We start from the raw sequence: 16,227 nt of genomic DNA, 5'->3' as shown, positions 1-16,227 counted from the left end.
AATGTATCTAAAATCATACGATATTGTAATACCAAGGAGAAATAAGAATGGAATTACGAGTTTTACGTTACTTCCAAGCAGTGGCCTCAGAGTTAAATATCAGTCGTGCAGCTGAAAAATTACATGTTTCTCAACCTACCATTTCCAGACAATTGAAGGATTTAGAGGATGAGATCGGTGTAACCTTGATAAATCGAGGTGGACGTTCACTTGAATTGACTAGTGAAGGAGAATATTTTTCTAACCAGGTTAATCAAATTCTAGCTTTAGCCGATAAAACACTTGATAACATGCAAGTTGGTCAAGATATTACTGGATCAATCGTTATCGGTAGTGCCGAGACGAGAAGTTTCATCAGTGTAGCGCAATCAATTAAAGCTTTGCGAGATAGTTACCCTCATATTAAAGTGAATATCGTCAGCACCAACGCTAATGATGTTCGACGTAATTTAGACTCAGGAAACTTTGATTTTGGTATTGTCGTAGATCCTGCTTCGAAGAAAGATTTTGAATTTATTCATTTATTAGGAGAAAGTCGCTGGGGAGTTTTGATGCCACGTAGTTCTGATTTGGCGGATAGGGATCACTTAACCTTAGATGACTTAGAAAATCGTGATATGATCATTACCCAACAGAATGGATTTTTGGATACTTTAAAAGATTGGTATGGCGAAAGTTCAAAGAAATTTAATGTTGTTGCCACATATAATTTACTCTACAATGCATCATTATTAGTTTCTGCAGGTGTCGGGTATGCCTTGTGTGTTGATGGAATTATCAATACTAATCAATCTGATTTAATTTTTGTGCCGTTGGAACCAAGAAAAACAGCTGGGACTAATTTAGTTTGGCAAAAGGGACGGAAACTTTCTCAAGCCGCTGAAGCATTTTTGAAACAGATATCCAGTGATATTAATAAATAACTATTCAATTTACGTATGAAGACATATTAATTATAGGTATTAGACATCTGCCTAAGAGGAACCTAGAATAATTCTAGTAAGTTAATCGGAAAGCAGGAATAATATATGAGTACAGTAATGATTATCGGTGCCAACGGTGATACTGCTAGAATATTAATTGAACGTATTTTAAAAGAAACAGAAAATAATTTGATACTCTATTTGAGAAATGCAAAAAGATTGAGTCAATATCAAAATAATGACAGAGTAACCATTGTAGATGGGGATGTTCTCAAGACTCAATATTTGGCTGAAGCTATGAAACCAGCCGATATTATTTATTCAAATGTTGGGGGAACTGATCTAGGAGCTCAAACAAAAAGTATCTTAGCGGCAATGGAAGAAGTGGATAAGAAACGTTTGATTTTCATCAGCGCCTTGGGTGCACATCATGAAGTGCCAGGTAAATTTGGTGAATGGAATGAACAAGCAATATCGGCCTTCTTACCAGGATTTAGAGAGTCAGCGACGCTTTTGGAAGAGTCAAATTGTTATTATACCGAGATTCGTCCGGCATGGTTAACTGATAATGATGAAATTGATTATGAAGAAACAACTCAAGATCAACCGTTTAAAGGAACCGAAGTTTCACGTGCTAGTGTAGCCGATTATGTACTGAAATTAATCAACAACCCGCGTCAAGATTTGCGCGCTAGTGTTGGTTTGAATAAACCAAATACCGATGGTGACAAACCTAGTTGGATGTAGTTAAGGGCTAGCTTAGAATACCCGTTATGGTGTAGCATTATGTATACCGTATATAAAAGGGTAGGAGAGTATTTTCATGCTTAAACTGAGAGTAATTATATCGAGTGTATTGGTATTAGTTGGTATTATAATATTTTTGTTTTTAACATTTCCTAGGGTTAAACGGGTCCGTAAATACAATAAGGAAGTCAATAGTCCAAAGTTATTTCGCTGGAACGCGGATGTAATGGAAGAATACCCACAAGAGTACAAACAAATAAAGTTAAGTAGAAATATATGGGCATGTTCTTATTTATTACTCGTCGTTTCTCTTGCGGTAGGTATAGTTGGATTGTATGTATCTTTTAATTATTATGATCAGCTTATAATGAATATATCTGCCATTTTGTTGATAGCATCTTGTTTAATTGGGTTGTATACATTTAGATCATATACCCAAATTCGAGTAAGATTATATCAACGTATTTTGGAAAAGACGACCGATGAATTTGTTGAAGATAGACTAAAAATAGTTGAAGAAAGTGAAATTTATTATAGGTATCAAATGATTGCTTTGGCAATGATTGGTGTAGCCGCAGTGATTAGTTTATAAAAATCTAGATATCATATGTCTATACGCAAATAGGAAGCACACTTATTTTCAGTGTACTTCCTATTTTTATATATGATATTGAAAATATACGATTTATTTACAGAAAGGATATCACTTTTATGTCCTGTTCATAGCATTGGTATAGAAAGAGGAATACAATAATAATTAATAAATTGAAATTGAGTAGTTTATAAATTTAGGGGATGTTAGAAATGATACACAAAATTGCAGTTTTTTCTGATGTTCATGGCAATGTGACAGCGTTGAATGCTGTTCTAAAAGATGCTAAGAAGAATGGCGCTACTGATTATTGGTTCCTAGGAGATCTATTTTTACCAGGTCCTGGAGCAGAAAAACTTTACAAAACAGTAAAATCTTTACATCCAGCTGTCTGGTTGCAAGGAAACTGGGAACAAGAGATTAACAGTATCGTTGATGGTGAAGCCGATTATGATGATCCCTCTGAAGTTTACTTGTCGAGATTGACAGAGTATTTGATTAATAATTTAAAGCCTAAACATTATCAAAAATTGATTCAAAGACCAATTTCAACGACGATAACAGTCAATGGACTAAAGTTTGGTTTGTCACATAATCAAGCAGAACGTTCAACAGGACATGACCTATTTCCAGCTGAAGCACAGAAAAATTTTGACCATTTAGCGGGCGATAAGGATGTTTTATTGTATGGACATACGCATCAACAAGTAATGCGCACGTCCAGTAAGGGACAGTTGATCATTAATCCTGGAGCTACAGGTCAGCCGTACAGTCCTTATGCTAAATTCATGGAAGATCAGCGCGCATGCTATACCATTTTGACAGTTGATGATGAGAGTAGAATAGAAGTAGATTTCAGAAAAGTCAGCTATGATGTTGATAAAGAAATCAAGTTGGCTCAGAGTAAAGATCTTCCTTATATTCATTTGTATGAACATTTGCGTAAAACCGGATTCACGGTAACCCATGATCAAAAATTACTGAAAAAGGTTAATTCTGAATATCATTATCGACACGAAGTCCGTAAATTTTTTAATAAATAAATAATTAGTCGTTTTTAGTGAAAACTAGATAACGGCTATTTTTGTGCAAAAAAAAGATACCCGAAGGCATCTCTTAATTTACGGTAACTTCATTTTCCTGAAGCCAAGCGTTGGTACCAATACGGTACATCTTCAAGTGTGTTTTAGGATTAACGGCACGTCGAGCCATGACCCATCTGCTATCTTTATGAACGATCTTACCAGTAAAATTACCGTTATTGTCGTAAACTTTTGCATCAGTTGTAGCTGTGACACTAGATCCGTATAGGAATTTAGCCCAAGGCAAGACATCGGCAGCTGACACGAAACCATTAGTACTTACGTGATAATATTTTTTACCATTAATAGTGGCAACCATATCGGAAATCCAATCAGAATTTGGAGCTAATTCCAAGTCGGTACGTTTTTCACCATAACGGTCGTAGACGGAAGTTGCATAATCTTTAGTTGTGACACCGCCACGTAAGTCAGCAGTTACGTAATCTTTACGTTGAGTGTAATCAGCACCTTTACGATTGATATCAGCCAAATCATATTTGGAAGGATTAGCATAATCGTTGTACTTAGTCATATAGTAATCGTTGATATCGTTAGGGTCATATTTGCTGTAGGATGCTTTATCATTTCCCATTTCCTGAGAAAAATAAATCATGCCAGTGTCTGATATACTGACACCAATTCCCACGTAATTTATATAAGGATTGAGCATATTCTTTCTGTGGCCAAAATCGGGGGTTGAATCGTATGTTTCGCTATAAAATTCATTAGTAATTTTTTCAGCAATAATTAAAGGATCGGTTGAACCAATCATAGAGAATGGCATCTGAGCAATATTTTCCTCAGCAGTAAAGTTGTAAGGATACATGTTAGCTGAATGCCAGTTAGAGTGATCGTCGACGCCACCAGAAGTAATAAAGGAGTCCGTTCTAGCCTGAGCGTAGTTACTTAAAACGTTGACTGGCGTGAGTGGAGCCAAATTATTCTGGGATCTAAGCCGATTAAGTTCATTCAACATGGCGACTCGAACAGCAGCAAGATCAATGTTTTCATAGTTTGCTGCTTGCGTCTTAGTGGATGTTGTTGAAGAAGCATCAATAGAATCACTAGAATTTGTTTTTGTAGAAGTTGAATTATCGTTAGTGTTGGAAACTGTATCAGCGGAAACAATCGTTCCACTAATATTTGTAACCAAAAGGGCACCAGTAGCGATTAAAATTGCTGTTTTTTTAGCTTTAGAAAACATATTAATATTTCCCCCGTTTTTTATAGATCATGACACTTTAATTATAATGAACATTTTATATTACTTCTATTAATTAAAACAGGTTAGTTTGGCAAGAAATTGAGAAAATTATAGAAATTTCTTTTCATATTCAGTAGGAGAACATCCCATATATTTATGAAATACTCTTGCAAATCGTTGATAACTGGGAAAACCGCATGATTGCGAAATGAATGTAATGGATTCATTGGAAACTTTAAGTAATTCAGATGCTTTTTTTAAGCGGTATTTAGTTAGATATTCCTTTGGTCCAATATTCATGTTTTCTTTAAAGAGTTTGTATAAATAAGTTCGATCTACTGCCAAATAATCTACAACGTCATTAATAGAGATAGTCGATTCGTAGTTATTTCTGATATAGTATAAAGCTTTAGTATAGATAATGTCTGGTGAAGAGGACTGATTGGACGAGACAATAGGTAAAGTTTCATGTAGTGAGTCTAATATTTCTAATAATTTAGAACTATAAATAAAATCACTACTGTTCGGAGTTTGTGAGTAATTGACTATTTCAACTATCTTTTGTGGAACAATAGTTGTGTCTTTAATGGATAATACTGGATTTTGATATGAAATATTGATTTGAGACATATACTGTTTTATCAAATCACCAGTGAACCGAATCCAATAAAAAGACCAAGGGTCAATCTTGTCAGCAATCATTGTGACCGTTTTTTGAGGTTCAATATACATAAAGTCACCTTTTTTTAAGTGATAGGTCACACCATTACTGATAAAAACTCCTTTACCAGCGGAAATATAATGTAGCATATAACCAGATCGTCCTAATGGTCCGTACTGGTGGGATGGTGTAGTTGCTTCATATCCACCGGATGTCAGATATAAGTAAGGATTGTATTGTTCATTACTGAAAACAAAATTTTTCTTCATAATAGCCTCATTCAACATTTCGACATACTGTATCAACATTATACCATTTGAAAACGGTTACTTGAGCTATAGAATGAATTTGTAAGTTAATAACGCAATGATATTTTTTTATTATAGAGAGGAAAAAATTATGAAGAATGATCGTAAGCTATATGAGAAAATCTCTGATGAAATTCTTCCAGCAATTGGTGGAAAAGACAATGCTATTGAAGCATTTCACTGTGCTACAAGATTAAGAATAGCCTTGAAAGATATTAGTAAAGTTGATAAAGATGCCTTAAATAATATTGAATTGGTCAAAGGGGTAAATATCAATAAGAATCAATTACAAATTATCTTTGGAGCTGGCTTAGTCGATAAGGTAACCGATGTTTTTATTCAACATACAGGCATAAAATATTACTCGGTGGATTCTGGTAATCCTGAACCAGAAAAGAAAGATACAAGTGTCGATAAGGACGAGGAAAAAGGCTTTTTTCAAAAATTTATCGATGATTTAACAGGTGTCTTCACTGAAATATTGCCCGGTATCTTAGCTGGAGGTATCTTAATCGGTCTAAATAATTTATTAACGCAAAAGATATTTGGATCACAGTCACTTGTTCAAATGTTCCCTGGAATTTCAGGAATTAGTACTATTGTTAATTTAGGCTCTTCCGGTATTTTTGCTATGTTACCCTTGATAGTTATTTATTCTGCAACTAAGAGATATGGTGGTAGACCAGTTTTGGGACTAGCAATTGGTGCAGTTATGATGTCTGCCTCTTTACCAGCCATGTCTGATGTTCAGACTGGTGCCGCTAAAGCAGTGATTGCTAATATTTTTGGTTGGAAATTATCACTAACTAACTTTGGTGGTCAAATTATTGTTGCCTTAATCATGGGATGGGTCATTGCCAAATTAGATAACTTTTTCCAAAAGAAGTTGCCAGGTGTAATTCAATTCGTTCTTTCACCAATGTTAACTATTTTAATTTCATCTTTTATTTTATTTATGATTGTCGGACCTATTGGTGTAACACTATCAACATGGATTACTAATGGTTTAGTTTGGATGTCTCAATCCTTAGGTATTTTTGGATATATAATTTTTGGTGGTATTCAGCAATTAATTGTTATTACTGGATTGCATAATATGTTCGGTGCTATTGAGACACAATTGATCTCAACTACTCAATATGATTTTTTGAATCCACTATTTTCCGGTGCTTTAATGGGACAAGGTGGCGGTGTCTTGGCATTCCTATTCCTAAATCGTAAGAATGCTAAATCTCGTGAAATTTCTATTTCAGCATTTTTCTCAATTCTTTTCGGTATTTCGGAACCAGCACTTTTTGGTATCAATATTAAACATAAATACCCATTGATTGGTGGTTGTATCGGTGGTGCTGCCGCAGGTGCATATATTTATTTAACTAAGTTAACAGCAGTTTCCTTTGGAACAACTGGATTACCTGGTATTGCAATTGCTGCTCCTCAAAATAATGGATATGTAAATTATATTTTGACTAATTTAGTAGGAATTGCTGTAGGTTTCTTGGCATCGTTAGTTGTTGCTAAATTTTCGACATTTGAATCAAAAGCTAAGGTAACAAATAAAACTAAGACAGTTGTTTCAAAACAAGTTAGTGTTGATTAATTATGAGGTTAAATGATTATGACAAATAGGATTAAAGAATTTAAAAATATGGTAGATCATCTAACCGATGTTCCCAAGAAAGTTATCGATAAGGAAAAGAATGTAACCAGGTCCAGTCCTTATCGTCAAAAATATCATGTAGAAAGTGAATCTGGTACTCTAGGTGATCCTAATGGTTTCTCCTATTTTAATGGTAAATATCATCTCTTCTATCAATGGAGTCCTTTGGCATATTCAATAGAACCGCACTATACGCAACATGGCTGGAAGCACTTAACTTCTGATGATTTGGTTCACTGGCAAGATTTGGGTGCGGCTATTGAGAGTGATACGAAATATGATCGATACGGAACATACTCAGGTAGCGCTATACCTGAAAATGATAAATTATTAATGATTTATACCGGTAATACCTGGATTAATACTGAAACTAAAAATAATTGGTTACGAGTTCCATACCAAGTTACCGCATATATGGATAAAGATAACAAAGTGCATCGTGGTAATGACCCTATAATGGAAGGTGCTATTTCTGGATATACAGCTCATTTCCGAGATCCTAAAGTTTGGAAAAAGAATGGGGAATATTATGCCATTTTAGGTGTTCAAAGAGCTAATTTAACAGGAACTGCCTTAATTATCCACAGTAAAGATTTCAAAGATTGGAATTTATTGGGTGAATTAAATACTAAATATGATTCCTTAGGTTATATGTGGGAGTGTCCTGATTATTTTGAACTGGATGAGAAAGGCGTATTGGTATTTTGCCCGCAAGGTTTGAAGAGTACTGGTAATGAGTATCAAAATATTTATCAAACTTGTTATTTATTAGGCAATAAACTGTCATTACCTGATACTAAGTTCAGCACAGGAGACTTAAAAGAATTAGATCATGGATTTGACCTTTATGCTAGTCAAACGATGAGTTCTCCAGATGGACGTAGAATTCTGATTTCTTGGATGGGATTGCCGGAAACCAGTTATCCAACTGAGAAATTCCATTATTCAGGATGCATGACAATTCCTAAAGAGTTAAGAATTAAAAACAACAAGTTGTATCAGATTCCTATCAAAGAGTTAGATACTTGTCGAGTTAATAAACAAACTATTAGAGAGACCTTAAAAGATGAGGTATATCATCGAAAATTGCGTCAGGCTGCTAATGAATATGATTTTACAATTGATTTTAAAAATTCTAATGCTTTTATAATTGATTTATTTGCCGATGAAGAAGACCAGCGTCGATTTAGAATTATTCTAAATAAAAAGAAGAGCGAAATTGTGCTTGATCGTTCTAAGGCAGGTGAAGATATTTCAATTGCTTATGGAACGACGAGAACACTTGATTATGCAATGGACAATAAAATTAATGTTCGGATATATACGGATACTTCCTCAGTTGAATTGTTCATCAATGGGGGTGAAGAAGTTTTCACATCTAGAATTTTTCCAGATAAATCACAATCAAATTTCTTCTTGACCAGTATTGGCGGAACAACAAACATTACAGGACAAACATATGAAATGAACGGACAGGGGTGATTTTATGAACACCTTAATTCAAGTTGATACGGACAAAAAGATATTCTATTTATGTAATAAAGAGATAAGTTATATTTTTAGAGTTTTGCCAAAAACCCAAAAGCTGGAGCATATTTATTTTGGACGACATGTTGCAAGTCATGGAACAGTGAAAAATGTTACTCAAGCAGATAAGGCTTGGGGTGAAGACTTAATTGCAGGTAATCAATATTCCTCTTTATCACGATTAATGCAGGAGTATCCGGAATATGGTACTGGTGATTATCGTTTGCCAGCATTTGAAATAAATTATCCTGATGGTGATGAGATCTCCAATTTTGAATATGCTAATTATAAAATTATTGATGGTGTGCCTGATATTAAAGGTATGCCACATGTTAGGTATTCAAAATCAGACTGCCAAACGTTAATTGTCACTTTAAAGGATCAATATAGTGGCTTAAAAATGAAATTGAATTACACGATAGACAGTATTAATGCTAGTTTGATTAGAAATGTTGAAGTTGTTAATGACGGTGAGCAAATTTATACCGTTAAAAGTTTGAAAAGTATGGCTTTGGATGTGCCTAATGATGACTATGATCTGATTACCTTGAATGGTATCTGGGCTCGTGAAAAACAGGTCAATCGTGAATCAATAAATCCGGGAATTAAAGAAATTAGTAGTAGACGTGGTGCAAGTGGTCATGTCCATGATCCTTTTGTTGCATTAGTTAGTTCTGAAACTACGCAGAATAGTGGCGAAGTTTATGGTATCTCTACTATTTATAGTGGCAATCATAAAGAAACTGTTGAATTAGATGCTTATGATGTTGTCAGAGTTACAGCAGGAATTAATGATGATCACTTTTCTTGGGACTTAAACCCGGGTGAAAATTTTGTCACTCCGCAGACAATTTTAGTTTTCTCTGATCGAGGATTTAATAAAATGAGCCAAACTTTTCATAATTTAGTTAGAAATCATTTGATTGCTCCTAGATGGCGCAAACGAAAGAACCCAGTATTAATAAACAATTGGGAAGCTACTTATTTTGACTTTAATGAAAAGAAAATTTTAGATTTGGCAAAAAAAGCTTCTCAAGTGGGTTGTAACCTATTTGTTTTGGACGATGGCTGGTTTGCAGAACGTAATAGTGAAAAAGGTTCATTGGGAGATTGGCGTGTTAACTATAAAAAGTTGCCACATGGATTAGATGGACTCTCAAGTAGGATTCACAAGCTGGGTATGGATTTTGGATTATGGTTTGAACCAGAATCAGTATCTGAAGATACGCCAATTTTTAAACAACATCCGGATTGGATTATTGGAATTAAAAATAAGTCTCATAGTCAAGGACGTAATCAGTACCTTTTAGACTTTAGTAACCCAGCAGTAGTAGATAATATCTATAAACAGATGGATAAAATTCTTTCAACAACAAAAATTGACTATATCAAGTGGGATATGAATCGTAATATTACGGAACCATATTCGCAATACTTATCTCTAAATCAACAAGGTGAGTTTTATCATCGATACATTTTAGGAGTTTATTCGTTATATGAAAGACTAGTAAAAAAATACCCTGAAATTCTTTTCGAATCTTGTGCCAGTGGTGGTGGACGATTTGATTTAGGGATGCTTTACTATGCGCCGCAAACGTGGGGTAGTGATGATACGGACGCTTATGAAAGATGGGAAATTCAAAAGGGTGAGTCATATGTCTATCCTTTGTCAACCATTGGGACACACGTTTCGGCATCACCTAATCATCAAACAGGTCGTCAGACACCTTTAAAAACCCGGGGTAATATTGCTTTGTTTGGAACATTCGGCTATGAATTAGATTTGCTGAATTTATCGGAATTGGAGATAGAAATAATTAAACAGCAGATCAATTTGCAAAGAAAATATGCAGAATTAATTGCTACAGGTGATTTTTATCGATTGAAGACAAGTTTAAGTAGTACAGATGCTTGGATGGTTGTTTCTCGGGATGGACAACAAGCTTTGGTATGTTACTTCAAAGGGTTAAGTCATCCAAATATGGGTTACGATCACGTTAAACTCTATGGTTTGAATGATGAAATTAGATATTCAATAAATGATTCATACTATTTATATGGAGATGAATTAAAGAATATCGGTTTGCCATTAGAATATTCTCTTAACGGTGATAGAATACAGGATTTTGACAGTAAAATATTTGAAATTAAAGCAAATTAAAAAGTTCGATATATTTATATCGGACTTTTTGTTGTATATTGTTGCGACAAATTGATAAATATATTAAGCTCTTGGTGGCAATTTAGGAGTAGGTGGGAAGTAATATGGAGAAAACTGAAGAAGTTGCAAGTTTAATGGATCAATTGAGTAAGGCATATGCTGATCCGGAAGTTAAAGCTGATCAACGTTTGTCAAAGCTTATCATGAAGTGTGCTCAGGTTTTAGAGGAAACTAACGATGTTAATTTAGTTTCGGCGGGTTTTCGCATTCACTTGAGCAATTATGATTTTTATTTTCAAAAGGGCAAACTTCCTAAGTCCGTAGCTAATTTGTATGATTTATGTAAGAAAAATAAGGGTAAATACAATCCTTTAGATTTCAATCATTATTTCGGTGTGGTCAAATTTATCAGACATTTTTAACAATTCTTTCAAAGATTTGTTCTCTACCGTAATTGATTAGTCCATTTCGATAGGCTTGGTCGATATTCTTATCAAAATCGATTGTTGTTTCCGATATTTGATTTATTCGTTCATGTAAAATGTCTGTTAATTTATTTTTATTAATCTTTCTATCAGGGGTAAAGACTATTATTCTGTCAGGGTCTAATAGTGCAATCATAGTTTGAAGATCATTCAATAAGTATTTTTCAAAAACATCCTGTTGCATGGGATAAGTGACGTTCTTATAAGCTGGGCCTAAGGAAATTTCGCCGGCTGCACCAGACTTTCCTAAGATAAGCTTGCCTGAAATGAATAGACCAACTCCAGGGGCATAATTTTTAGGATAGTAAATTCCAATTGTATTCTCCGTTCTATTTTTGTCGGTGGCGCCTAACACCATGGCGTTAACGTCGTTAATAATTTTCACGGCGATATTTGTATGTTCGAAAAGATATTGTTCCAAATTTATCCCTGATAATCCGGGGATGTCACTCAGAATCATTTTTTGAGTTGATTCCACACCAGAAGTTCCAATGATGATTAAATTGGGAGTCAATTTTTGTAGTTGCAATATTTTTTCAATAGATTGCAACAGGTCTTCAGGGTGCACGACTTCTGTCTGTAAATCATTATCAGAAATAATATCGCCATTCAGATTGATAATCTCTAATTTTGCTATCATTTTTTGATCTATTTCTAAAATACGGATAGTTAGTAGATTAAAATTTTTTCCGTTGATAGTATATTGAACAGCACGACGACCGCCAGTCGAAACCTTCTGCAGACTACTGGTGATAATTTCTTTTTCAATAAGAATCTTAATTAATTTATTTACGCTGACGACACTCAAACCAGTATTGTCAGCAATTTTTTTTGACGAGAGGGAATCATTTTGAGCGATAGTTTGAATGATAAAATTGAGATTCCTTTCCCGCATAAGTTCAGGAATATTTTTATTCATGAATTTTTCTCCTTGGTTTCCTAGACAATTCTATACACCAATGGTATATTAATTTTGCAACTTAGTAAACTTAGTTTATAAAGTTAATTAAAAAACTTTCTGGGGAGTAATAGTATGAAAATTGAACATGTTGGACTTTTCGTTAATGATTTGGAAAAAACAGTCTCATTCTATGAGAAATATTTTGGAGCAACAGCTTCTGAAAAATATCATAATGTTAAAACAACTTTTTCTTCACGATTTTTAACATTTGCTGACGGAGCTAGACTTGAAGTATGTACTCGTGAGGATTTGAATCAAGAAAAATTGGATGGATACCCATTGGGCTATATGCACCTTGCTATGTCACTAGGATCAAAAGAAAAGGTCGATGAAGTGTCTGCACAAATTGAAGCAGATGGCTATACTCATTTGAGTGGACCAAGAGTAACCGGCGATGGTTATTATGAAAGTGTTGTTCTCGATCCTGAAGGAAATCAAATTGAATTGACGGTTTAAAATAATGGTATGAAAAAAAGGAAATGAGATTAATTCTCGTTTCCTTTTTTAGGTAGAAAAAGACAGGCAGCTGATAAAGCTAATAATATCATTGATACGATATAGGCTGAGGCCGGATTGATCAAATTGTAAATTAGAACGATACCGATGGCGCCTAAGGGCATTGAAATAATTGAGACTGTATTCATTAAGCCGGTTAAACTACCAATAATTTCTTCATCGGCAGTTTTTAGTAATGCCGCAGTTAATTTGGGATTAGCTTGACCCATACAGAAGCCACCAATAGCCACAGGAATAATAATGGCGATAAAACTTTTTAAGCTTAAGAGGTTAATATAGAATAATCCCCAAGCTATGATACATGTGATCATAACAGACTTGAAAGACAAATTTTTGAACCATCCAGAATGTAGAACGCTTCCTAGAATTGTCCCAGCTACAAGAACGGTATTGATAATCAGCACGCTAACACTGAAGGGTAGAGGCAATTTATTTCCTTGATCTACTAGATAAAGATTAATAACGGCATCTAGACTGGAGCCAACGGCATTTATAAAGAAAATACTTCCCAGTAAAGCCCATGCGTTAGTGTCAGAACTTTTTTCGAGAGCCTGTTTCATTTGAGCCAAGAGTTTGTGAATGGAAGGTGCTTTATGTTTAACTTGTTCGACCTTGAGAGAATCGTAACCCCAAATTAGAATTATACCGGCGACCAAAAAGGTTAAGGCGTTGATATAACCGGCCAGTTGATAGTTATTTGTTAAAGCTAATAGACTGACACCAACAGCCTGACCGACAGTCTGCATGATGGTCAAGATACCTTGAGTGATACCCATAGCTTCTTCTTGAGATTCACGATCAATCTTAGTTTGAATAATTGGCATACGTAAACCATTGCTGTACATACCGATGATATCTGAAAAAATATTAATTAAGATAATAATCATTAGTAGAAAGACTTGCTTTTGATTAATTAATTGGGCTAAAAGTATATAGAGTCCTGCTTGAATAAACTTGGTACTGGCTAACCAGACTCTTTTATTGGAAGTTCGGTCGGCAATTTGCCCAGTGATAATGCCGAGAACGCCAGGCATAACCGTCGCAACTGAAACAATGGAAACCATGATACTGGCGTTAGCAAAGCCACGTGCATAGGTTAGTAAAATAATATTGAATAGACTAGTACCGATAGTTTCAAAAAAGTCAGCACCAGTTAAGGTCATAAAAGCTTGATTCCTAACTAAATTTTTCATATTATCACGTCCGTATAAAATTATTTTACGTTTAAATTAATTTAAATGATAAATGAATTTTAATTGTTTGATTTCAATTTGTCAAACATTTATGCTGATAAAGAGGTGAAAATTATGTCCAAAGTCACAGTAGATCAATTTGCCAAATTAATGGTCGATGACAAAGTTGGCAAAATCTTGAAAGCCACTAAAGTCGAAGAGGGACTAACTCCCAAACAGATTTCAAAGGCTACTAAAATTCCCAATAATCAGCTATATTACACATTGAACAAGATGATGGATGCTGATCTTTTAAAAATTGTTAAACAAGAGAAAATTAAAAATTTAACTGAGAATTATTACTCTAGTTTGTTTTTAAATCAAAAAACAAAATATATTGCGGATGACGATGATAATGTTTTAAATTTCTCAGATGATTGGATCAAAGAGCACGCTGAACAAACACTTCAGTTAGTAATGTTGCAACACCATGAGTTCATTGATGCCTTAAGAGAAACCATTAATAATGGAACTGATGAAGAAAAGACTACTTCAGCACATGCAGAAATAGACTTATCTCCAGAGGGCGAAAAGCAAGTTATGTCAGATTTATTTAAGATATTAAATAATGCTGAAAAAAATGATCCTAATCCTGACTCGAAAAATAAGCGTCATGTTAAGATTCAATTGGAAAAATGGTAAATATTAATAATGTTGGACAATATGTAACACTGGACGGTAATTAATTGTGATTTCATTTTTAATTCGATATATTCATGATGATATTGAAAATACTTTGGAGGTCTTACTATGAATGTGTTGATTATAGGTGCCTACGGTCAAGTTGCTCGAATGGTTGAGGAACGAATTTTAAATGAGGATCAATTCAGTGAAATCAATTTGAAACTATTATTGAGAGATAAGGGTCGTCTGAAGAAGTACGAAGATAATCCACGCGTGACACTAATTCAAGGTGATACCACTCAACCAGACATTTTGAAAAAGGCCATGGAAGATGTCGATTTCGTTTATGTAGCCTTCGCAGATGATTTTGTTAGCAGCGATGCCACGGCTAATATTATTAAAGCTATGGAAGATGGCAAAGTCAGTCGAGTTTTGGCCACTAGTTCTATCGGACTTGAAACAGAGGAACCAAATGAAGATTTTTCTAAATGGAATCAAGGAATTCTTAAAAATATTTTGCCAGGTCTACGTCATTCAGCTAAGCTCTATGAAGATTCAGTGCTTGACTACACTATCATTCGTTTCGGTTGGTTAAACGATGGAGATGAAGTGAAGTATGAAATCACAGTTCGTGGTGAGAAATTTGCTGGGATCTCTGATACTAGAAAGAGTGTTGTGGATGCTATCTTGAAGATTATCAAGGATCCATCCCTTTATAGCAAAGATGTTATTGGTGTCAGTGATCCGGATACAAAAGACGTTAAGAAATTGAATATTAATTTTGCATTGTAAATGGAAAAGAGACCAATAACTCAAAATCGAGTTGTTGGTCTCTTTATGTTTAAACGAATATTATAGATTTAGTTCAAAAGCCAAACGAGCATTGTCTTCATGATTAGCGGCAGGTTCGTCAACGTAAATTTTGCCACGATGAACATAACCTGAATTAGTTGCTAGGTGTTGCATTCTCTTATTTAGTTTGTGAGTATCAATTCTGAAGTTGTGAATACCATTTTGGAAGGATTGACTGATCAAATTTGAAACAAAGATCTTACCTAAGTGTTGACCGGCATAGTCAGGATTGATAGCAATACGATGAATAGTTGCGTAAGGATCAGTATTGTTTTCCCATTGTCCCTCAGTAATTTCACGATAATTAGGATCATCAGCGACAATCAAGGTTGCAGTACCAGCGACTTTTCCATCAACCATTAGAACCCAGCATTGTTGAGCCATAATGTCATTTTTTAAAGTAGCCTTGTCAGGATATCCGCTTTGCCATTGAGGACTACCATCTGCCTTTAACATAGCTTGAGCTTGACCGATAATATTCATTATTTCATTTAAATCTGGAACTTGTGCACGTCTGATGTAAATTGAGCTCATTTTGGCCCTCCGTATAATTAAGATAATTTTATTTTATCACTTTAATTTTTCTTAACTATAATCTGGGGGAAATTTTAAGACAAGGTGAACGACTGATTTTGTGATTGACCATGGTATAATTGAAGACGCATTTAATCCAAGTACCATCAACAATGGAG

16 protein-coding genes are annotated in these 16,227 nt (G+C 34.5%); 11 read left to right on the top strand and 5 right to left on the bottom strand.

Annotated features, from left to right (window positions below; genetic code table 11):
* Positions 1–47 precede the first annotated feature (47 nt).
* The 4 genes from U8526_RS01950 (at position 48) to U8526_RS01935 (ending at position 3,305) form a co-directional block, all read left to right on the top strand.
* Complete coding sequence (locus U8526_RS01950; RefSeq protein ID WP_334340287.1) at positions 48–923, top strand: LysR family transcriptional regulator; 876 nt, start codon at positions 48–50, stop codon at positions 921–923.
* 105 nt (positions 924–1,028) lie between these two features.
* Positions 1,029–1,670 (top strand): NAD(P)H-binding protein, encoded by a 642-nt coding sequence (locus U8526_RS01945; protein WP_334340286.1) that lies wholly within the window; start codon positions 1,029–1,031, stop codon positions 1,668–1,670.
* Positions 1,671–1,746: 76 nt separating this feature from the next.
* A complete protein-coding gene (locus tag U8526_RS01940) occupies positions 1,747–2,262 on the top strand; it encodes a hypothetical protein (protein ID WP_334340285.1) in 516 nt (171 codons plus the stop codon).
* Between the two features lie 212 nt (positions 2,263–2,474).
* Complete coding sequence (locus U8526_RS01935; protein ID WP_334340284.1) at positions 2,475–3,305, top strand: metallophosphoesterase family protein; 831 nt, start codon at positions 2,475–2,477, stop codon at positions 3,303–3,305.
* A 73-nt stretch (positions 3,306–3,378) separates the two neighbouring features.
* Here the strand turns inward: U8526_RS01935 and U8526_RS01930 are convergent, their stop codons facing one another.
* Together U8526_RS01930 and U8526_RS01925 are read right to left on the bottom strand one after the other, a co-directional pair.
* Positions 3,379–4,548, bottom strand: coding sequence for a CAP domain-containing protein (locus U8526_RS01930; RefSeq protein ID WP_334340283.1), 1,170 nt, complete (start codon positions 4,546–4,548; stop codon positions 3,379–3,381).
* Positions 4,549–4,656: 108 nt separating this feature from the next.
* Positions 4,657–5,478: an AraC family transcriptional regulator gene (locus tag U8526_RS01925; protein ID WP_334340282.1), complete on the bottom strand. Its 822-nt coding sequence runs from the start codon at positions 5,476–5,478 to the stop codon at positions 4,657–4,659.
* A 130-nt stretch (positions 5,479–5,608) separates the two neighbouring features.
* Here U8526_RS01925 and U8526_RS01920 point away from each other — a divergent pair, with 130 nt between their 5' ends.
* From U8526_RS01920 to U8526_RS01905, 4 genes are all read left to right on the top strand, one after another.
* The gene (locus tag U8526_RS01920; protein ID WP_334340281.1) at positions 5,609–7,117 is read left to right on the top strand and encodes a PTS transporter subunit EIIC; all 1,509 of its coding nucleotides are present in this window, start codon (positions 5,609–5,611) and stop codon (positions 7,115–7,117) included.
* 18 nt (positions 7,118–7,135) lie between these two features.
* Positions 7,136–8,659, top strand: coding sequence for a glycoside hydrolase family 32 protein (locus U8526_RS01915; protein ID WP_334340280.1), 1,524 nt, complete (start codon positions 7,136–7,138; stop codon positions 8,657–8,659).
* Between the two features lie 4 nt (positions 8,660–8,663).
* On the top strand, positions 8,664–10,865 hold the full coding sequence (locus tag U8526_RS01910) for an alpha-galactosidase (protein WP_334340279.1): 2,202 nt from the start codon (positions 8,664–8,666) through the stop codon (positions 10,863–10,865).
* 104 nt (positions 10,866–10,969) lie between these two features.
* The gene (locus U8526_RS01905; RefSeq protein ID WP_334340278.1) at positions 10,970–11,287 is read left to right on the top strand and encodes a hypothetical protein; all 318 of its coding nucleotides are present in this window, start codon (positions 10,970–10,972) and stop codon (positions 11,285–11,287) included.
* On the opposite strand, the gene U8526_RS01900 is transcribed toward U8526_RS01905, so the two are convergent.
* The gene (locus U8526_RS01900; RefSeq protein ID WP_334340277.1) at positions 11,274–12,269 is read right to left on the bottom strand and encodes an ROK family protein; all 996 of its coding nucleotides are present in this window, start codon (positions 12,267–12,269) and stop codon (positions 11,274–11,276) included. The two genes, U8526_RS01905 and U8526_RS01900, sit on opposite strands and share 14 nt — an antisense overlap.
* A gap of 114 nt (positions 12,270–12,383) precedes the next feature.
* On the opposite strand from U8526_RS01900, the gene U8526_RS01895 reads away from it, so the two are divergent.
* A complete protein-coding gene (locus U8526_RS01895; protein ID WP_334340276.1) occupies positions 12,384–12,767 on the top strand; it encodes a VOC family protein in 384 nt (127 codons plus the stop codon).
* A gap of 29 nt (positions 12,768–12,796) precedes the next feature.
* Here U8526_RS01895 and U8526_RS01890 read toward each other — a convergent pair whose 3' ends face one another.
* On the bottom strand, positions 12,797–14,020 hold the full coding sequence (locus U8526_RS01890) for an MFS transporter (protein ID WP_334340275.1): 1,224 nt from the start codon (positions 14,018–14,020) through the stop codon (positions 12,797–12,799).
* 114 nt (positions 14,021–14,134) lie between these two features.
* Here U8526_RS01890 and U8526_RS01885 point away from each other — a divergent pair, with 114 nt between their 5' ends.
* Complete coding sequence (locus tag U8526_RS01885; RefSeq protein WP_334340274.1) at positions 14,135–14,701, top strand: helix-turn-helix domain-containing protein; 567 nt, start codon at positions 14,135–14,137, stop codon at positions 14,699–14,701.
* A gap of 108 nt (positions 14,702–14,809) precedes the next feature.
* Positions 14,810–15,475: an NAD(P)H-binding protein gene (locus U8526_RS01880; RefSeq protein WP_334340273.1), complete on the top strand. Its 666-nt coding sequence runs from the start codon at positions 14,810–14,812 to the stop codon at positions 15,473–15,475.
* Between the two features lie 60 nt (positions 15,476–15,535).
* Here the strand turns inward: U8526_RS01880 and U8526_RS01875 are convergent, their stop codons facing one another.
* Positions 15,536–16,069, bottom strand: coding sequence for a GNAT family N-acetyltransferase (locus U8526_RS01875; RefSeq protein WP_334340272.1), 534 nt, complete (start codon positions 16,067–16,069; stop codon positions 15,536–15,538).
* Positions 16,070–16,227: the final 158 nt, after the last annotated feature.

This window comes from Companilactobacillus sp. HBUAS56275, assembly GCF_036913655.1.
Classification (GTDB): Bacteria; Bacillota; Bacilli; order Lactobacillales; family Lactobacillaceae; genus Companilactobacillus; species Companilactobacillus pullicola.
The sequence above is the reverse complement of the archived record's forward strand: the minus strand, read 5'-3'. Positions and strand labels throughout refer to the sequence as shown.